Annotated in this window: 15 protein-coding genes; 6 read left to right on the top strand and 9 right to left on the bottom strand. The window is 70.0% G+C overall.

All coding sequences use genetic code 11. The annotated features are described in order from the left end of the window. Positions 1–4 precede the first annotated feature (4 nt). Positions 5–385: a Rid family detoxifying hydrolase gene (locus tag QSK34_RS31490; protein WP_161481508.1), complete on the top strand. Its 381-nt coding sequence runs from the start codon at positions 5–7 to the stop codon at positions 383–385. Continuing rightward, the gene (locus QSK34_RS31485; protein ID WP_285589470.1) at positions 385–1608 is read left to right on the top strand and encodes a hypothetical protein; all 1224 of its coding nucleotides are present in this window, start codon (positions 385–387) and stop codon (positions 1606–1608) included. The genes QSK34_RS31490 and QSK34_RS31485 overlap by 1 nt, the downstream gene beginning before the upstream one ends. 63 nt (positions 1609–1671) lie before the next feature. Here QSK34_RS31485 and QSK34_RS31480 read toward each other — a convergent pair whose 3' ends face one another. The 4 genes from QSK34_RS31480 to QSK34_RS31465 all read right to left on the bottom strand — a co-directional run bounded on the left by QSK34_RS31480 (position 1672) and on the right by QSK34_RS31465 (position 6046). Then, on the bottom strand, positions 1672–2673 hold the full coding sequence (locus tag QSK34_RS31480) for a LacI family DNA-binding transcriptional regulator (RefSeq protein WP_062344518.1): 1002 nt from the start codon (positions 2671–2673) through the stop codon (positions 1672–1674). A 52-nt stretch (positions 2674–2725) separates the two neighbouring features. After that, positions 2726–3679: a carbohydrate ABC transporter permease gene (locus QSK34_RS31475; RefSeq protein WP_161481506.1), complete on the bottom strand. Its 954-nt coding sequence runs from the start codon at positions 3677–3679 to the stop codon at positions 2726–2728. 2 nt (positions 3680–3681) lie between these two features. After that, positions 3682–4665 (bottom strand): carbohydrate ABC transporter permease, encoded by a 984-nt coding sequence (locus tag QSK34_RS31470; protein WP_161481505.1) that lies wholly within the window; start codon positions 4663–4665, stop codon positions 3682–3684. Positions 4666–4738: 73 nt separating this feature from the next. Then, positions 4739–6046: an ABC transporter substrate-binding protein gene (locus tag QSK34_RS31465; RefSeq protein ID WP_353051448.1), complete on the bottom strand. Its 1308-nt coding sequence runs from the start codon at positions 6044–6046 to the stop codon at positions 4739–4741. A gap of 659 nt (positions 6047–6705) precedes the next feature. Here QSK34_RS31465 and QSK34_RS31460 point away from each other — a divergent pair. Both QSK34_RS31460 and QSK34_RS31455 read left to right on the top strand, forming a co-directional pair. Next, a complete protein-coding gene (locus QSK34_RS31460) occupies positions 6706–8079 on the top strand; it encodes a GH1 family beta-glucosidase (protein WP_285589464.1) in 1374 nt (457 codons plus the stop codon). Further along, positions 8076–9059 carry a LacI family DNA-binding transcriptional regulator gene (locus tag QSK34_RS31455; RefSeq protein WP_161481502.1) on the top strand — a complete coding sequence of 328 codons (984 nt, stop codon included), beginning with the start codon at positions 8076–8078 and terminating at the stop codon, positions 9057–9059. Before QSK34_RS31460 ends, QSK34_RS31455 begins: the two co-directional genes overlap by 4 nt. Here QSK34_RS31455 and QSK34_RS31450 read toward each other — a convergent pair. Beyond that, positions 9043–9450 (bottom strand): SRPBCC family protein, encoded by a 408-nt coding sequence (locus QSK34_RS31450; protein ID WP_285589463.1) that lies wholly within the window; start codon positions 9448–9450, stop codon positions 9043–9045. The two genes, QSK34_RS31455 and QSK34_RS31450, sit on opposite strands and share 17 nt — an antisense overlap. Positions 9451–9467: 17 nt before the next feature. Beyond that, positions 9468–9638, bottom strand: a complete 171-nt coding sequence (locus QSK34_RS31445) for an MbtH family NRPS accessory protein (RefSeq protein ID WP_081898284.1) — start codon at positions 9636–9638, stop codon at positions 9468–9470. Positions 9639–9744: 106 nt separating this feature from the next. Between QSK34_RS31445 and QSK34_RS31440 the strand changes: the two genes are divergently transcribed. Next, entirely contained in the window at positions 9745–10887 is a 1143-nt protein-coding gene (locus tag QSK34_RS31440; protein WP_285589461.1) for an ROK family transcriptional regulator, read from the top strand. An 85-nt stretch (positions 10888–10972) separates the two neighbouring features. Next, positions 10973–12337: a glycoside hydrolase family 16 protein gene (locus QSK34_RS31435; protein ID WP_285589458.1), complete on the top strand. Its 1365-nt coding sequence runs from the start codon at positions 10973–10975 to the stop codon at positions 12335–12337. Here the strand turns inward: QSK34_RS31435 and QSK34_RS31430 are convergent. Genes QSK34_RS31430 through QSK34_RS31420 form a run of 3 tightly spaced genes read right to left on the bottom strand, consistent with a single transcriptional unit; the run spans position 12316 to position 13883 of the window. After that, entirely contained in the window at positions 12316–12882 is a 567-nt protein-coding gene (locus tag QSK34_RS31430) for a DinB family protein (protein ID WP_285589455.1), read from the bottom strand. The two genes, QSK34_RS31435 and QSK34_RS31430, sit on opposite strands and share 22 nt — an antisense overlap. A 10-nt stretch (positions 12883–12892) precedes the next feature. Next, positions 12893–13459: a hypothetical protein gene (locus tag QSK34_RS31425; protein WP_285589454.1), complete on the bottom strand. Its 567-nt coding sequence runs from the start codon at positions 13457–13459 to the stop codon at positions 12893–12895. A gap of 16 nt (positions 13460–13475) precedes the next feature. After that, a complete protein-coding gene (locus QSK34_RS31420) occupies positions 13476–13883 on the bottom strand; it encodes a response regulator transcription factor (RefSeq protein ID WP_285589452.1) in 408 nt (135 codons plus the stop codon). Positions 13884–13959 lie beyond the last annotated feature (76 nt).

Below are 13959 nucleotides of genomic sequence, written 5' to 3'. Positions count from 1 at the left end.
GACATTGAAGGAAGAGATCCGCACCACCGACGGCGCCGCCCCGGTCGGCGCCTACTCGCAGGGGCTCGTGGTCGGCGACTTCGTCTACACCTCCGGCATGGGGCCGCTCGACCCGGAGACCGGCGAGATCGTCGGCGCCGACGTCGCCGAGCAGACCCACCAGACCATGCGCAATCTGGGCGCGGTGCTCGCCGTCCACGGCCTGACCTTCGACGACGTCATCAAGTCGACGGTGCACCTGCAGAACCTGAAGGAGGACTTCGCCGCCTACAACGAGGTGTACAAGTCCTACTTCACCCAGCCCTATCCGGTCAGGACCACCGTAGGATCGCAGCTCATGAACATCCTGGTGGAAATCGACTTCGTGGCCTACAAGGGGCGTTAGTGGATTCTTCGGTGTACGTCTTCGTCGAGGACCTGCGCGACGAAGGCGTCGACGCGGTGCTCGACCGGATCACGGACCTCGGCGTGGCCGGGGTGACCGTGGCCGCCGCCGTCCACCAGACCACGGACGTCACCCCCCACGGCACCAGCCGGATCATCCTCCGGCACGACGGGGTGCACTTCCCGCCGCCGCCCGACCTGTTCGGGCGGCTCTCGCCGCCGCTCCAGCCGGGCGCCGACGACAAGATCCTCGACGACCTGCGGGCCGCGTGCCGGGCGCGGGGCCTGGCCTTCCACGGCTGGGCGGTCTTCCTGCGCAACCCCACCCTCGGGGCGGCCCACCCCGAGGTGACCGTCCGCAACTGCTTCGGCGACCGCGGCGCGCCCGCCGACCTGTGCCCGGCCAACCCCGACGTGCGCGCCTACGCCGTCGGGCTGGCCCGCGCGGTGGCCCGCCAGGGCGTCGACAGCGTCGTGGCCGACTCCCTCCACTTCGCCGCGTTCGGGGCCGACCGCTCCTACATCCCCCTCGGCCCCATGGACGCCTTCCTCCTCGGCCTGTGCTTCTGCCACCACTGCCTGCTGCGGGCGACCCAGCTCGGCGTGAACGCCGAGGTGGCCCGCGAGGAGTGCGCCCGGATCGTCGGCGGCGTGCTCGACGGCGACCCGCCCGCCCAGGGCCAGGTCACCCGCGCGGCGCTGACCGCCTACGCGGGCCCCGAGGTGGTCGCCTACGCGCGGGCCCGCTCCGAGACGGTGACCTCGCTGGTCGCGGAGGTCTCGGCCGCGGTCACCGAGGAGGGCTCGCAGCTCACGTTCATGGACGCGACCGGCGCCCTCAAGGGAGCCGCCGACGGCCTGCCCACGGCGGGCCTGAGCGCCCACGACGCCTGGCAGATCGGCGTCGACCTGGTGGCGCTCGGCGACCTGGTCCCGTCGTTCGCCGTGCTCGCCTACGCCCGCGACGCGACCCGGATCGCCGACGACCTGGCCGCCTACTCCCGCTCGGTGGGCAAGGACCGCGAGCTGCGCGCGGTGCTGCGGCCGGGCATGCCCGACATCGAGGGCTGGGGCGAACGCCGCCGCGACGTCGACTCGACCGAACGCCTGGCCGCCAAGGTCAGGGCGGCCAAGGCGGCCGGCGCGGCGGGAGTCGACTTCTTCGCCTATGGCCTGGTTTCGCGGAAGGTCCTGAGCCGGATCGACGGAGCGCTCTCGGGCTGACGGCCGCGGTCCTGTGCCATGGACGGGGCAGGCCGGAAGCGGGCCGGAACCGGCGATGCGGGCTCAGGCCGACTCGCGGACCACCAGTTCCGTCTCCAGGATCACCGGGTCGGCGGCGGTCTCCCCGCGCTCCAGCAGGCTGAGCAGCAGTTTCACCATCGCCGCGGCCTGCTCGATGATCGGGTGGCGGACGGTCGTCAGCGGCGGGTCGGTGTAGCGGGCCGCCTCGATGTCGTCGAAGCCCACGATCGCCACGTCGTCGGGCACGCTGCGGCCCGCCTGGCGCAGCGCCTGCATCGCGCCGATGGCCATCAGGTCGTTGGCGATGAAGACCGCGTCGAGCTGGGGGTCGTCTTCGAGGAGCTGGCGCATCGCGATCGCACCCGACTCGCGGGTGAAGTCGCCGACCGCGACGATCGAGCGGCGGTCGCTGTCGCGCAGCGCGGTGCGGTAGCCGGTCAGCCGGTCCTGCCCGCCGATCATGTCCTGCGGCCCGGCGATCGTGGCGATCCGGCGGCGGCCGCGTTCGAGCAGGTGCTTCACGGCCTTCTCGGCGCCGCCGACGTTGTCGTTGTCGACGTAGGGCAGGGCCACGGGCACGGCCGGGCGGCCGTAGGAGACCGCCGGGACGCCCATGCGGGTGATCGCGGCCGGCAGCGGGTCGGCGCCGTGCATCGAGATCAGCATGACGCCGTCGACGTGACCGCTGGCGATGTAGCGCTCCACACGGGCGTGGGACTGGGCCGAGCCGCTCAGCATCAGCACGACCTGCTTGTCGGCCGCCTCCAGCTCGACGCTGGCCGAGCGGATGACGGTGGAGAACATGGGGTCGTCGGAGAAGACCCGCGTCGTCGGCTCCGACACCACCAGCGCGATCGAGTCGGTCCGCTGCGTGACGAGGCTGCGCGCCGCCGAGTTGGGCACGTAGCCCAGCTCACGGACGGCGCGCAGCACCACGTCGCGGATCTCGGGACCGACGGTGGACTGGCCGTTGACGACCCTGGAGACGGTCGCCCGGGACACCCCGGCACGAGCGGCGACGGCCTCCAAGGTGGGGCGCTTCATCAACGGATCCCTCCTACGGGGCTCGGGTTGCGGACGATAACGATATCGGCCCCTAGCCCTTCACACTTCCGGCCAGCAGGCCGCGGACGAAGTAACGCTGCATGGACAGGAACACGATCAACGGGATGATCATGGAGACGAACGCGCCCGAGGTCAGGCGCTGCCACTCGTTTCCTCTGGTCCCGGCCATCTGCGCCAGCCGTACCGTCATCGGGGCGGTCTCGGCCGTGCCGCCCGAGAAGATCAGCGCGACCAGCAGGTCGTTCCACACCCAGAGGAACTGGAAGATGCCGAAGGCCGCCAGCGCGGGGGCCACCAGCGGCAGCACGACCTTGCGCAGGATCGTGCCGTGGGTGGCGCCGTCGACGCGGGCCGCCTCCATCAGCTCGCCGGGCAGTTCCGACATGAAGTTGTGGATCAGGAAGACGCCCAGCGGCAGCGCGAAACAGGTGTGGGCGAACCAGACCTGGATGAACTGCCCCGGGCCTTCGAGGTTCCACGCCGGCATCAGCGTGACGCCGAAGACCTCCACGCCCTGGGAGAAGAACGACAGCAGCGGCACCAGGGCCATCTGCAGCGGCACGACCTGGAGGGCGAAGATCCCGATGTAGACCCAGTCACGGCCGCGGAAGCGCGTCCACGACAGCGCGTAGGCCGCGAAGGTGGCCAGCGCCAGCGGGAACAGCACCGACGGGATCGTGATCACGACCGAGTTGATCAGGAACGACGCCAGGCGGCCCGACGACGACGAGCTGCCGAACAGCACCTCCCGGTAGTTCTCCAGGGTGAGCTGCGGGTTGGCGAAGAACGTCCACCAGCCGGTCTGCTTGATGTCGTCCTCGGGACGGAACGACGACAGGAACAGGCCGAAGGTCGGGGTCGTCCAGAGCAGGGCGATGACGATCGCGATCAGGCTCGCGACGCGGCCGGAGAGCCGCTTGCGGACCCGGCCGACGGCCGTCTTCGGCTGGGCCGTCTTGGCGATGCCGGGGGCGATGGTGGTCATGCTCATGCCTCCCGGCGCTGCCGCATCGAGCGGATCTGGTAGACGACGATGGGCGTGACGAGCACGAACAGGAACACGGCCAGCGCCGCGCCCTTGCCCGCCTCGCCGTAGCGGAACGCCTGGTTGTACATCTCGTTGGCGATGACGCTGGTGTCGAACTGGCCGCCCGTCATCGTGCGGACGATGTCGAAGAGCTTCAGCGTGCCGATCGACTGGGTCACCAGCACCACCACGAGCGCGGGACGGATCGAGGGGAGCGTGACCCGGAAGAACATCTGGAGCGGGGTCGCGCCGTCGAGCCGGGCGGCCTCGACGATCTCGGACGGGATGCCCTTGATCGCGGCCGACAGCACCACGGTGGCGAAACCGGCCTGGATCCACACCATCACGACGATCAGGAACAGGGTGTTCGTCGGGGCGCTCTGCAACCACTGCTGCGGTTCGCCGCCGAGCCAGACCACGAACTGGTTGAGCAGGCCGATCTGGTCGGCCTCCTCGGGACGGTAGGCGTAGACGAAACGCCAGATGATGCCCGCGCCGACGAACGAGATCGCCATCGGCAGGAACACCAGCGACTTGGCGATCGCCTCGAAGCGGGACTTGTCCACCACGACCGCGTACACGAGACCGATGGCGGTCACCAGAGACGGCACCAGCAGCACCCAGATCAGGGTGTTGCGCAGGACCGTGATCGCCTCAGGCTGGGTGAACATCCAGATGTAGTTGTCCAGGCCGACGAACTGGCTGCTGTCGCCGCTCATGAACGAGAGCAGGGTGGTCCGGATGCCCGGCACCACCAGGCCGATCGCCAGCAGCACCAGCGCCGGGCCGAGCAGCAGCAGCGAGTGACCCCACGACCGCTCCTTCATGGGGGCGCGGTCGAGCAGCAGGAGCATGAGGCCGACGAAGGCCAGGAACGCGACGACGCCGATCAGAAGCTGGACGAGTTTGGGCGCCTCGGCGGCGAAATCGAAGAAGAAGTCCATGGGGAAGGCTCCCGGGTGCGGATGTGCCCGGCCCCGGAGCTCGTGGCTCCGGGGCCGGGCAGCGGTCCCTAGATCAGTTCTTCGGCCAGGAGGCCTCGATGAAGTCGAGCGTCGACTTCGTGTCCTTGCCGTTGATCCAGTCGGTCATGCCCTTCCAGAAGGTGCCCGCGCCGACCGCGGCCGGCATCAGGTCGGATCCGTCGAAGCGGAAGACCGTGCTCGGGTCCTGGAGCATCTCCATGGACAGCTTGTCGATCGGGTTCTGGGCCTTGTTGACGTCGACCTTCTTGTTGGCCGAGACGTAGGTGCCCAGAGCCATGCGGCGGTTGGGGAAGTCGCCGCCGGCGAGGTAGGCCTGCACGGCCTGGACCTCGGGACGGTCGGCGAAGGCGGCCACGAACTCACCGGCGCCGAGCACCGGCTTGCTGGAGGCGTCGTTGCCGGGCAGGTAGAACGCGAAGACGTCGCCGTCCTCGGCCACCTTGGTGCCCTCAGGCCAGAAGTTGGCGTAGAAGGAGGCCTGGCGGTGCAGGGCGCACTGGCCCTCGGTGATCGGCACGCCGCCCTCCTGGAAGGCGGTCGAGGCGATCGACTTCACGGGGCCGTAGCCGCCGTTGACGTACTTGTCGTTCTTCAGGATCGCGCCGACCTTGTCGACGGCGGCGACCATCTTGGGGTCGTTGAAGGGCAGGTCGTGGGCGACCCACTGGTCGTAGCCGTCGGGGCCGAGGTCGCGGAGGACGACGTCCTCGATCCAGTCGGTGGCGGGCCAGCCGGTGGCGTCGCCCGACTCGATGCCGGCGCACCACGGCTTGATGCCGGAGGCCGCGATGGTCTCGGTCAGGGTCATCAGCTCGGCCCACGTGGTGGGGACCTTCCAGCCCTTCTCGGCGAACATCGAGGGGGAGTACCACACGAACGACTTCACGCTGGCGCCCAGCGGCGCGCCGTAGAAGACGTTGTCGACGGTGCCGTACTTGACCCAGTCGGGCGACCAGTTCTCGTTGGCGAGGGTCTTGACCTTGTCGGAGGCGGGCTTCAGCTTGCCGGCCTTCGCGAAGCGCTCAAGGAGGCCGGGCTGCGGGAAGAACGCGATGTCCGGCGGGTTGCCGGCATCGGCGCGCACCTGGATCTGGGCCTCGAACTCGCCGGTGCCCTCATACGTGATCTTGATGCCGGTGCAGTCGGCGAAGGGCTTCCAGGCCTGCTCGAACAGGTCGGCCTCCGCGTCGCGGATCGGTGAGTAGATGCTCACCGTCGTGCCGTCGAACTTGCCGTACTCCGTGAACGGCGCGCATTCGGCGGACGCCGCGTCGCCGCCGCCGGCGCTGGCCGCCGGTTCCGCGGAGTCGCCGCCGGAGCTGCCGCAGCCGGTGGCCACGAGTGCCAAGCCCAAACCAGCCGCGACGGCGGACAAGCGGGCGGGTCGTGAGAGGAGCGACATGGACCCTTCCTCCAAAGTTCTTCCAGTAACTCTCATCAGAGAGCGGTTCCGGAAGCTTCACCCCGGTTACGACGGCGTGTCAATCCATGTGAGATTACGGTTACCGCATTGTGAATTGGACAGTTCCGTAATGATGGAGAGCGCTCTCTGACGACGTCGCAGCCGGTGGAGGGCGGGTGGTCGACCGTCACATTCCCGGCATTGAGCGCGCTAAGCGCCAACTCAGGACACGTTATGAGGACGGCGGTGGGAGCGCGACCACGGTTGTGTTCCGATTCGGTCACCGGGACCTTGTCAGGGTTTTTCCGCATGTATCAACAAATAGGGACAGCGGGCCGCGCCGCCCCTCGGCGGAGGGCCGGGATCGGCTCCCGACCGCCGTCGCCATGGGCGGGTGGGCGGCCTCTCGGCAGCCATCATAGAGAGCGCTCTCAGGTGCGGATCGCTGACGGAGAGTGAAGCATGCGTCAACAACGCCTCACCCGTCACCGGAAAACCGTGTGATGACCGTCCCGCGTTGACATGTGGGCCGACTTGCCGGGATGCTGGCTGAGAGCGCTCTCACAGGGAGAGCCGATCGGGTGGGGGCGGCGAGCATGACCGTGTCGGCGGATCTGGCGAGGGGGGCGGAGGTCCTGGAATTCCCCCAGGGGTTCGTGTGGGGCACCGCGACCGCCTCCTACCAGATCGAGGGGGCCACCCGCGAAGGGGGACGCGGCCCCAGCATCTGGGACACGTTCAGCGCCACCCCGGGCAAGGTCTTCCAGGGCCACACCGGCGAGGTCGCGTGCGACCACTACCACCGCCACCGCGACGACGTGGCGCTGATGGCCTCGCTCGGCATGTCGGCCTACCGCTTCTCGGTCGCCTGGCCGCGCGTCCAGCCCAGCGGCAGCGGCCCGGCCAACCCGCACGGCCTCGACTTCTACGACCGCCTCGTCGACGACCTCCACGCCGCCGGCATCACCCCGATCGTCACCCTCTACCACTGGGACCTGCCGCAGGCCCTCGAAGACCGGGGCGGCTGGACCAACCGCGACACCGCCGAGCGGTTCGCCGAATACTCCGCCGCCGTCTACCGCCGCCTCGGCGACCGGGTGGAGACCTGGACGACCCTGAACGAGCCGTGGTGCTCGGCCTTCCTCGGCTACGCGGCCGGCATCCACGCCCCCGGCCGCACCGACGTCGCCGCCTCCTTCGCGGCGGCCCACCACCTGCTGCTCGGGCACGGCCTCGCGACCGCGGAGCTGCGCGCCCTCGGCGCGAAGCAGATCAGCATCACCCACGCGCTCTCGCCGGTCCGGGGGAGCGACCCCGACGCCGTGGCGGTGCCCGACGGCATCATGAACCGGATCTTCCTCGACCCGGTCCTGCGCGGCGTCTACCCGGCCGACGTGGTGGCCCGCGCCTCCCGGTTCACCGACTGGTCGTTCGTGCGCGACGGCGACCTCGAACTGATCAGCCGGCCGATCGACCTGCTCGGGGTCAACTACTACAACCCGACCTTCACCGAGCCCCGCCCCGGGGAGCCCGCCAACCCGGTCTTCCCGGGCAGCGAGGGCATCGGCTTCCCCGTCCCCGACGGTCCGAAGACCGCCATGGGCTGGCCCATCGAGGCCGCGGGCCTCACCGAACTCCTGGTGAGCCTGTCCCGCGACTACCCCGGCGTGCCGCTCATGATCACCGAGAACGGCGCCGCCTTCGACGACACGCTCATCGGGGGCCGAGTCGACGACAGGCGGCGCGTGGAATTCCTCGACGCCCACTTCCGCGCCGCCCACGCGGCCATCGAGGCGGGCGTCGACCTGCGCGGCTATCTGGTCTGGTCGTTCCTCGACAACTTCGAGTGGGCCTACGGATACGACAAGCGCTTCGGCCTCGTCTACGTCGACTACGCCACCCAGGAGCGCGTCCCGAAGGACAGCGCCAAGTGGTACGCCGAGGTGATCCGCCGGAACGGCCTGGCGTGAGCAGACCCACCCTGGAGAAGGTCGCCGCCCGTGCCGGGGTCTCCCGGGCGACGGTCTCCCGCGTCGTCAACGGCTCGACCACGGTCGCCGAGCACATCCGCGTGGCCGTGCAGCGGGCCGTCGAGGAGCTCGGGTACGTCCCCAACCAGGCCGCCCGGTCGCTGGTGACGCAGCGGGCCGACTCGATCGCGCTCGTCTTCTCCGAGCCCCCGGTGCGTGTCTTCTCCGACGACCCGACCTTCGCCGGCATCATCCGCGGGGTCTCGACCGAGGCCGACGCGGCCGACAAGCAGGTCGTCCTGATGCTCGCCGGTTCCTCGCGGGGCCACGAGCGGGTCGAGCGCTACACGACGTCGGGCCACGTCGACGGGGTGATCGTCGCCTCGATGCACGGCGCCGACCCGCTGCCCGCCGCGCTGGCCCGCCGGGGCATCCCGGTGGTGTGCAGCGGACGGCCCCTGACGGGGTCCTCTCTCCCGTACGTCGACATCGACAACGTCGGAGGCGCGGAGTCGGCGGTGCGGCACCTGCTGGAGTCGGGCCGCCGCCGGATCGCCACCATCGCCGGGCCGCCCGACATGGTCGCCGGGATCGACCGGCTGACCGGCTACCGGAACGCGCTGCGCGACTCCGGCCGCCGCTCGATCATCGCGATCGGCGACTTCACCCGCGACAGCGGCTTCGAGGGCATGACCCAGCTCCTGGAAGACGATCCGGGCCTGGACGCGGTCTTCGCGGCCTCCGACATGATGGCGCTCGGCGCGCTCCAGGCGCTGCGGAGGGCGGGCCGCCGGGTGCCCGACGACGTGGCCGTGATCGGCTACGACGACGTCCCGGCCGCGCCCTTCGCCGACCCTCCTCTGACGACCGTCCGGCAGCCGACGATGCGGATGGGCCGCGAGCTCGCCCGGCTGCTGCTCCACCCGGGGGAGTCGTCGGTGATCCTGCCGACGGAACTGGTGGTCAGGGAGTCGGCCTAGCGCTCTTCGCGATCACCGCCGCCATCTCGGCCAGGCCGCGCTCCATCCGGACGCGGACCTCTGCGGCGGCGGTGTCGGGCAGGAAGTCGGCCGTCCAGACCAGGGTGCCGTCGGGTGTCACCTCGAACGACGCGTGGTGGTGCTCCAGCGGCGGGCGGGCGCCCGCGACGACCGCGTAGGCGAAGCGGCGGGCCTCGTCGTCGACGGCGACGATCAGCTCCTCGACCACGTTGCCGTCGGGGAAGGTCAGAAAGCGGCGGCCGTTCTCGACTTCCGTGCCGGCGACCCGGCCGGGCAGCAGGCGCTCATGGACGGCGCCGACGTCACGGATGACATCCCAGATGTGATCGGGCGAAGCGGAGATCGGGCACTCGACGCGGACGGAAGCCACCCGCCGGACCATATCGCTTACACAATCTTCCCGTCGACGCCCCAGAGTGCGGCCACGTGGTCGAGGTGTTCCTGGAACACGCCGTCGACGCCGGTCGCGACCCATCCGTCCGGGGGTTCGCGATCGGCGGGGCAGAGGGAGTAGTTGCCCTCTCCATCCATGATGACCTTGAACGTACGGGGGGCCATATCTGCCCCTTTCCACCGACTGAGAGCGCTCTCTGTTCAGAAAACACCTGTTCCACCAGAACGTCAATAGGTGTACGTTCAATCCCTGAACAAGGGAGATCGTTCGATGGCCAACTCCTTGACGGCTCTGCGGGAGACCAACCGCCGCCTGATCACGGAAACGGTGCGTAAGTCCGGCGCCCTCACCCAGGCACAACTGGCCCGCCAGACGGGCCTGTCCCCGGCGACCGTCTCGACCATCGTCAGGGAGCTGCGCGACGCCGGGCTGGTGGAGATCTCCCAGGCCGGCGGCCGTCGCCACCTCATCTCCCCGGCCCGGGAGACCGGGGTCGTGGTCGGCGTCGACTTCGGGCACTCCCACCTGCGGGTGGCGCTGGCCGAGCGGTCCCACCGCGTGCTGGCCGAGGAGGCGATCCCGTTCGACGTGGGGGCCAGGGCGCCCGAGGGGTTGTCGGCGGCCGAGCGCCTGATCATCGGGCTGCTGGAGCGGGCGGGCGTGAGCCGTACCGAGATCAAGGCCGTCGGGCTCGGGCTGCCGGGCCCGATCGACCCGCAGACGGGGATCATGGGGTCGAGCACCATACTGCCGGGCTGGGCCGGCGTCGATCCGGCGGCTGAGCTGGGACGACGTCTCGGCGTTCCGGTCGTGGTCGACAACGACGCCAACCTCGGGGCCCTGGCCGAGGCCACGTGGGGGGCGGCCAAGGGGCGCCGCGAGGTGGCGTACATGAAGATCGGCACGGGGGTCGGGGCGAGCATCCTGATCAACGGGCTGCTCTACCGGGGCGCCACCGGGACGGCCGGGGAGCTCGGCCACATCACCATCGACGAGAACGGCCGGTTGTGCCGGTGCGGCAACCGCGGCTGCCTGGAGACGCTGGCCGGCGGCCAGCAGCTGATCGACCTGGTCCGGCCGACCCACGGGCAGGTCACGGTGTCGCGGCTGGTCGAGCTGGCGCACGGCGGGGACATCGGCTGCCGCCGGGTGATCGCCGACGCGGGGCGGCACCTCGGGGTCGCGGTGGCGAGCCTGTGCAACATCCTCAACCCGGGCCTAGTGGTGATCGGCGGGGCGCTCGCCGAGGCCGGTCCGCTGCTGATCGAGCCGATCATGGCCGTGGTCGGCCGCCTGGCCATCCCGAGCGCGGCCCGCGCGGTCAACGTGGTGAAGGGTGAACTGGGGGAGCGCGCCGGAGTGCTCGGAGCCCTCGCGCGTGTTCAGAGCCCGAACGTGGAGAGCGCTCTCTAGGATCTTCACCTTGGGCCTTGACGACGTGTGAAGCCGGGCGCACAGTAACGGCAATCTGCGACTTCCCACGTCCCGAAAGGTTCCCATGGTGACCTTACGAGTCGGTAAACGCTCTCTGATCGGGTGGATCGCCGCGCTGCTGGTCCCGGTCCTGTGCATCGGCGTCGCCAACGCCGCCGTCCCCTCGACCCCCTCGGGCTGGACCCTGGTCTGGTCCGACGACTTCAACGGCACGGCCGGCACCCTGCCCTCGTCGGCCAACTGGATCATCGACACCGGCCACGGCTACCCCGGCGGCCCCGCCAACTGGGGCACCGGAGAGATCCAGAACTACACCTCCAGCACCAGCAACCTCAGCCTCGACGGCAGCGGCAACCTGCGCATCACCCCGATCGGCAGCGGCCAGAACTGGACCTCCGCCCGCATCGAGAGCCGCCGGGCCGACTTCAAGCCCGCCGCCGGACGGATCCTGCGCATCGAGGGCCGCATCCAGATGCCCAACGTGACCGGCAACGCGGCGCTCGGCTACTGGCCCGCGTTCTGGGCCCTCGGCGCCCCCTACCGGGGCAACTACTGGAACTGGCCCGGCATCGGCGAGTTCGACATCATGGAGAACGTCAACGGGATCAACCAGGTCTGGGGCGTGCTCCACTGCGGCGTCACCCCCGGCGGCAACTGCAACGAGACCAACGGCCTCGGGGCCGCCAGGGCCTGTCCCGGGTCGTCGTGCCAGTCGGCCTTCCACACCTACCGCTTCGAGTGGGACCGCTCGATCACCCCGAACCAGTTCCGCTGGTACGTCGACGGCGTCAACTACCACACCCTCAGCCAGAACCAGTTCGACGCCACGACCTGGACCAACATGACCAGCCACGCGGGCTACTTCCTGCTGCTCAACGTGGCGATGGGCGGCGGCTTCCCCAACGGCGTGGCCGGCTTCGGCACCCCGACCTCCGCCACCGTCAGCGGCCGCCCGATGGTGGTCGACTACGTCGCCGTCTGGCAGAGCGGCGCCGGCACCTCCCCGTCACCGTCCCCGTCTCCGTCGCCCCCGACCGGCGGCGTGATCCAGGCCGAGTCGTACACCGCCCAGCAGGGCACCCAGCTGGAGACCACGACCGACGCGGGCGGCGGGCAGAACGTCGCCTACATCTCCAACGGCGACTGGCTGCGCTACTCGGTGAACTTCACCGGTGAGACCCAGTTCAACGCCCGCGTCGCCTCCGGCGCGGCCGGGGGAGTGAGCGGGCTCGTCCAGGTCCGGCTCGGCAGCCCCACCGGCACCGTGCTCGGCCAGATGTCGGTGGGGAACACCGGCGGCTGGCAGTCGTGGCGGACCGTCCCGGCCAACATCTCGCCCGTCACCGGCGCCCAGACCGTCTACATCACCTTCAGCAGCGGTCAACCGGCCGACTTCGTCAACCTGAACTACTTCAGCTTCTCCCGGTAGAGGTCGCGCAGCAGCGCGATCTCGGCCGCGTGGTGCACGAACTCCCGGTTCAGCCACCACACGATCGCGATGAACGGCACCGTGGGGTCCAGCCCGGCCGGGAACTGGCTGAACCCCACGGTGTCGAGCTGCCCCTCCGTCAGCCCGTCGACGTCCTCCATCCACCGCTCGACGCTCTCGAACAGCCGCTTCTGGGCGTCGTCGGCCGTGTGGGGGATCTCCAGGTCGTCGAAGAGCATGCGCCGGTTGCCGAACGTCCAGTCCCAGCGCATCTCGAAGCAGGCCAGCAGATGCGTCATCCGCCAGGCGACGCTGGTGACGGGCGGCGGAATGGGCTCGTGGGGGCTGAAGTCGGCGATCCAGTCGCCCTTGCCGTAGACGTCCACGTCGCCGTCGAGCCGCCGCCGGACCGTCCAGGAGTTGCCCGGCGAGGGCTCCCAGAAGTACTCGTCGTCGGTCAGGCCCTGGAGGCGGTCGCGGGTGAAGGTGAGAGAGGTCTCCAGCTGGTCGAGCAGCAGGCCGACCCGGTCGGTGCGCAGTTCCATGCCCGGGGCACTACCCCCGGACCGTCCACTCATGAGCGTCGAGGAACGACCGGTCGCCCACCAGGTAGAGCAGCACCATCCGCCGGACCTGCTCCCGGTCGGGCGTGGTCGTCGACCGGATGACGCCGCCCTCCTTGAAGTCGACCTCGTAGCCGGGGGAGACCTGGATGAAATGGCCGCCGTAGACGACCAGCGCCATGAACGGGTTCTCGGCCGACAAGGTCTCCAGCACGTCGTTGACCAGGTTGAGATCGGGATCGTGCGCGACGACGCCGTCACCGGTGTGCAACTGCACTTCCCGGTACGCCCCCAGCGGCTCCCGGTTGTGGATCAGGTGGCGCCGGGCGTCGTAACAGACCAGCCCGTGCTCGCGCGCGAACGCGAAGGCGGCGTTCCCCACCTCGTCGATCGCCTCGTCGGGCCCCGACACCAGAGCGCCGTCGACGGTGGCCGAGGGCAGGGCGGCGGCCAGCGCCCGGCTGATCTCCGGGGACAACTCGGCCTTGCGGTAGCGGTCCCGGGCCTCCTCCTTGGAGATCGGTTCGGGCTCGTGCCAGAGGGCCAGTTCGAAGGTCATGCCCCCGACGATAGGGCTAGATCTCCGGTGACCTGGAGCCGCTCTTCGCCGCCAGGGCCAGGTCTCTGACGACCTGGATCAGCTCGGCCGGGTCGAAGGGCTTGGTCAGGTAGGAGTCGACCCCGATGCCGAGCCCCCTGCGCTTGTCGTCCTCCTGCGCCCGCGCGGTGATCAGCACGACCTTGACGTGGGTGGTGCGCGGATCGGTGCGCAGTTTGGTGGCCGTCTCCCACCCGTCGAGCCGCGGCATCATGACGTCGAGGGTGATCACGTCGGGATCGACCTCCCTGACCCGGTCGAGGCAGTCCTGCCCGTCGAAGGCCGTATAGACGTCGAAGCCCTCCAAGGTCAGATTGACCGCGATCAGCTGCCGGATGACCTCGTCGTCGTCGACGACCAGTACGCGCCCCAAAACCTCACCCACGGCCGCGAGGCTACCCGGGAGGCGCGGTCGGCGCGGGGTTTTCGGGGGATGTGTGCCCGGGCGCGTCGCATAACGG

Source organism: Herbidospora sp. NBRC 101105 (assembly GCF_030269205.1).
GTDB lineage: Bacteria > Actinomycetota > Actinomycetes > Streptosporangiales > Streptosporangiaceae > Herbidospora > Herbidospora solisilvae.
This window is presented reverse-complemented; position numbering and strand designations above follow the sequence as displayed.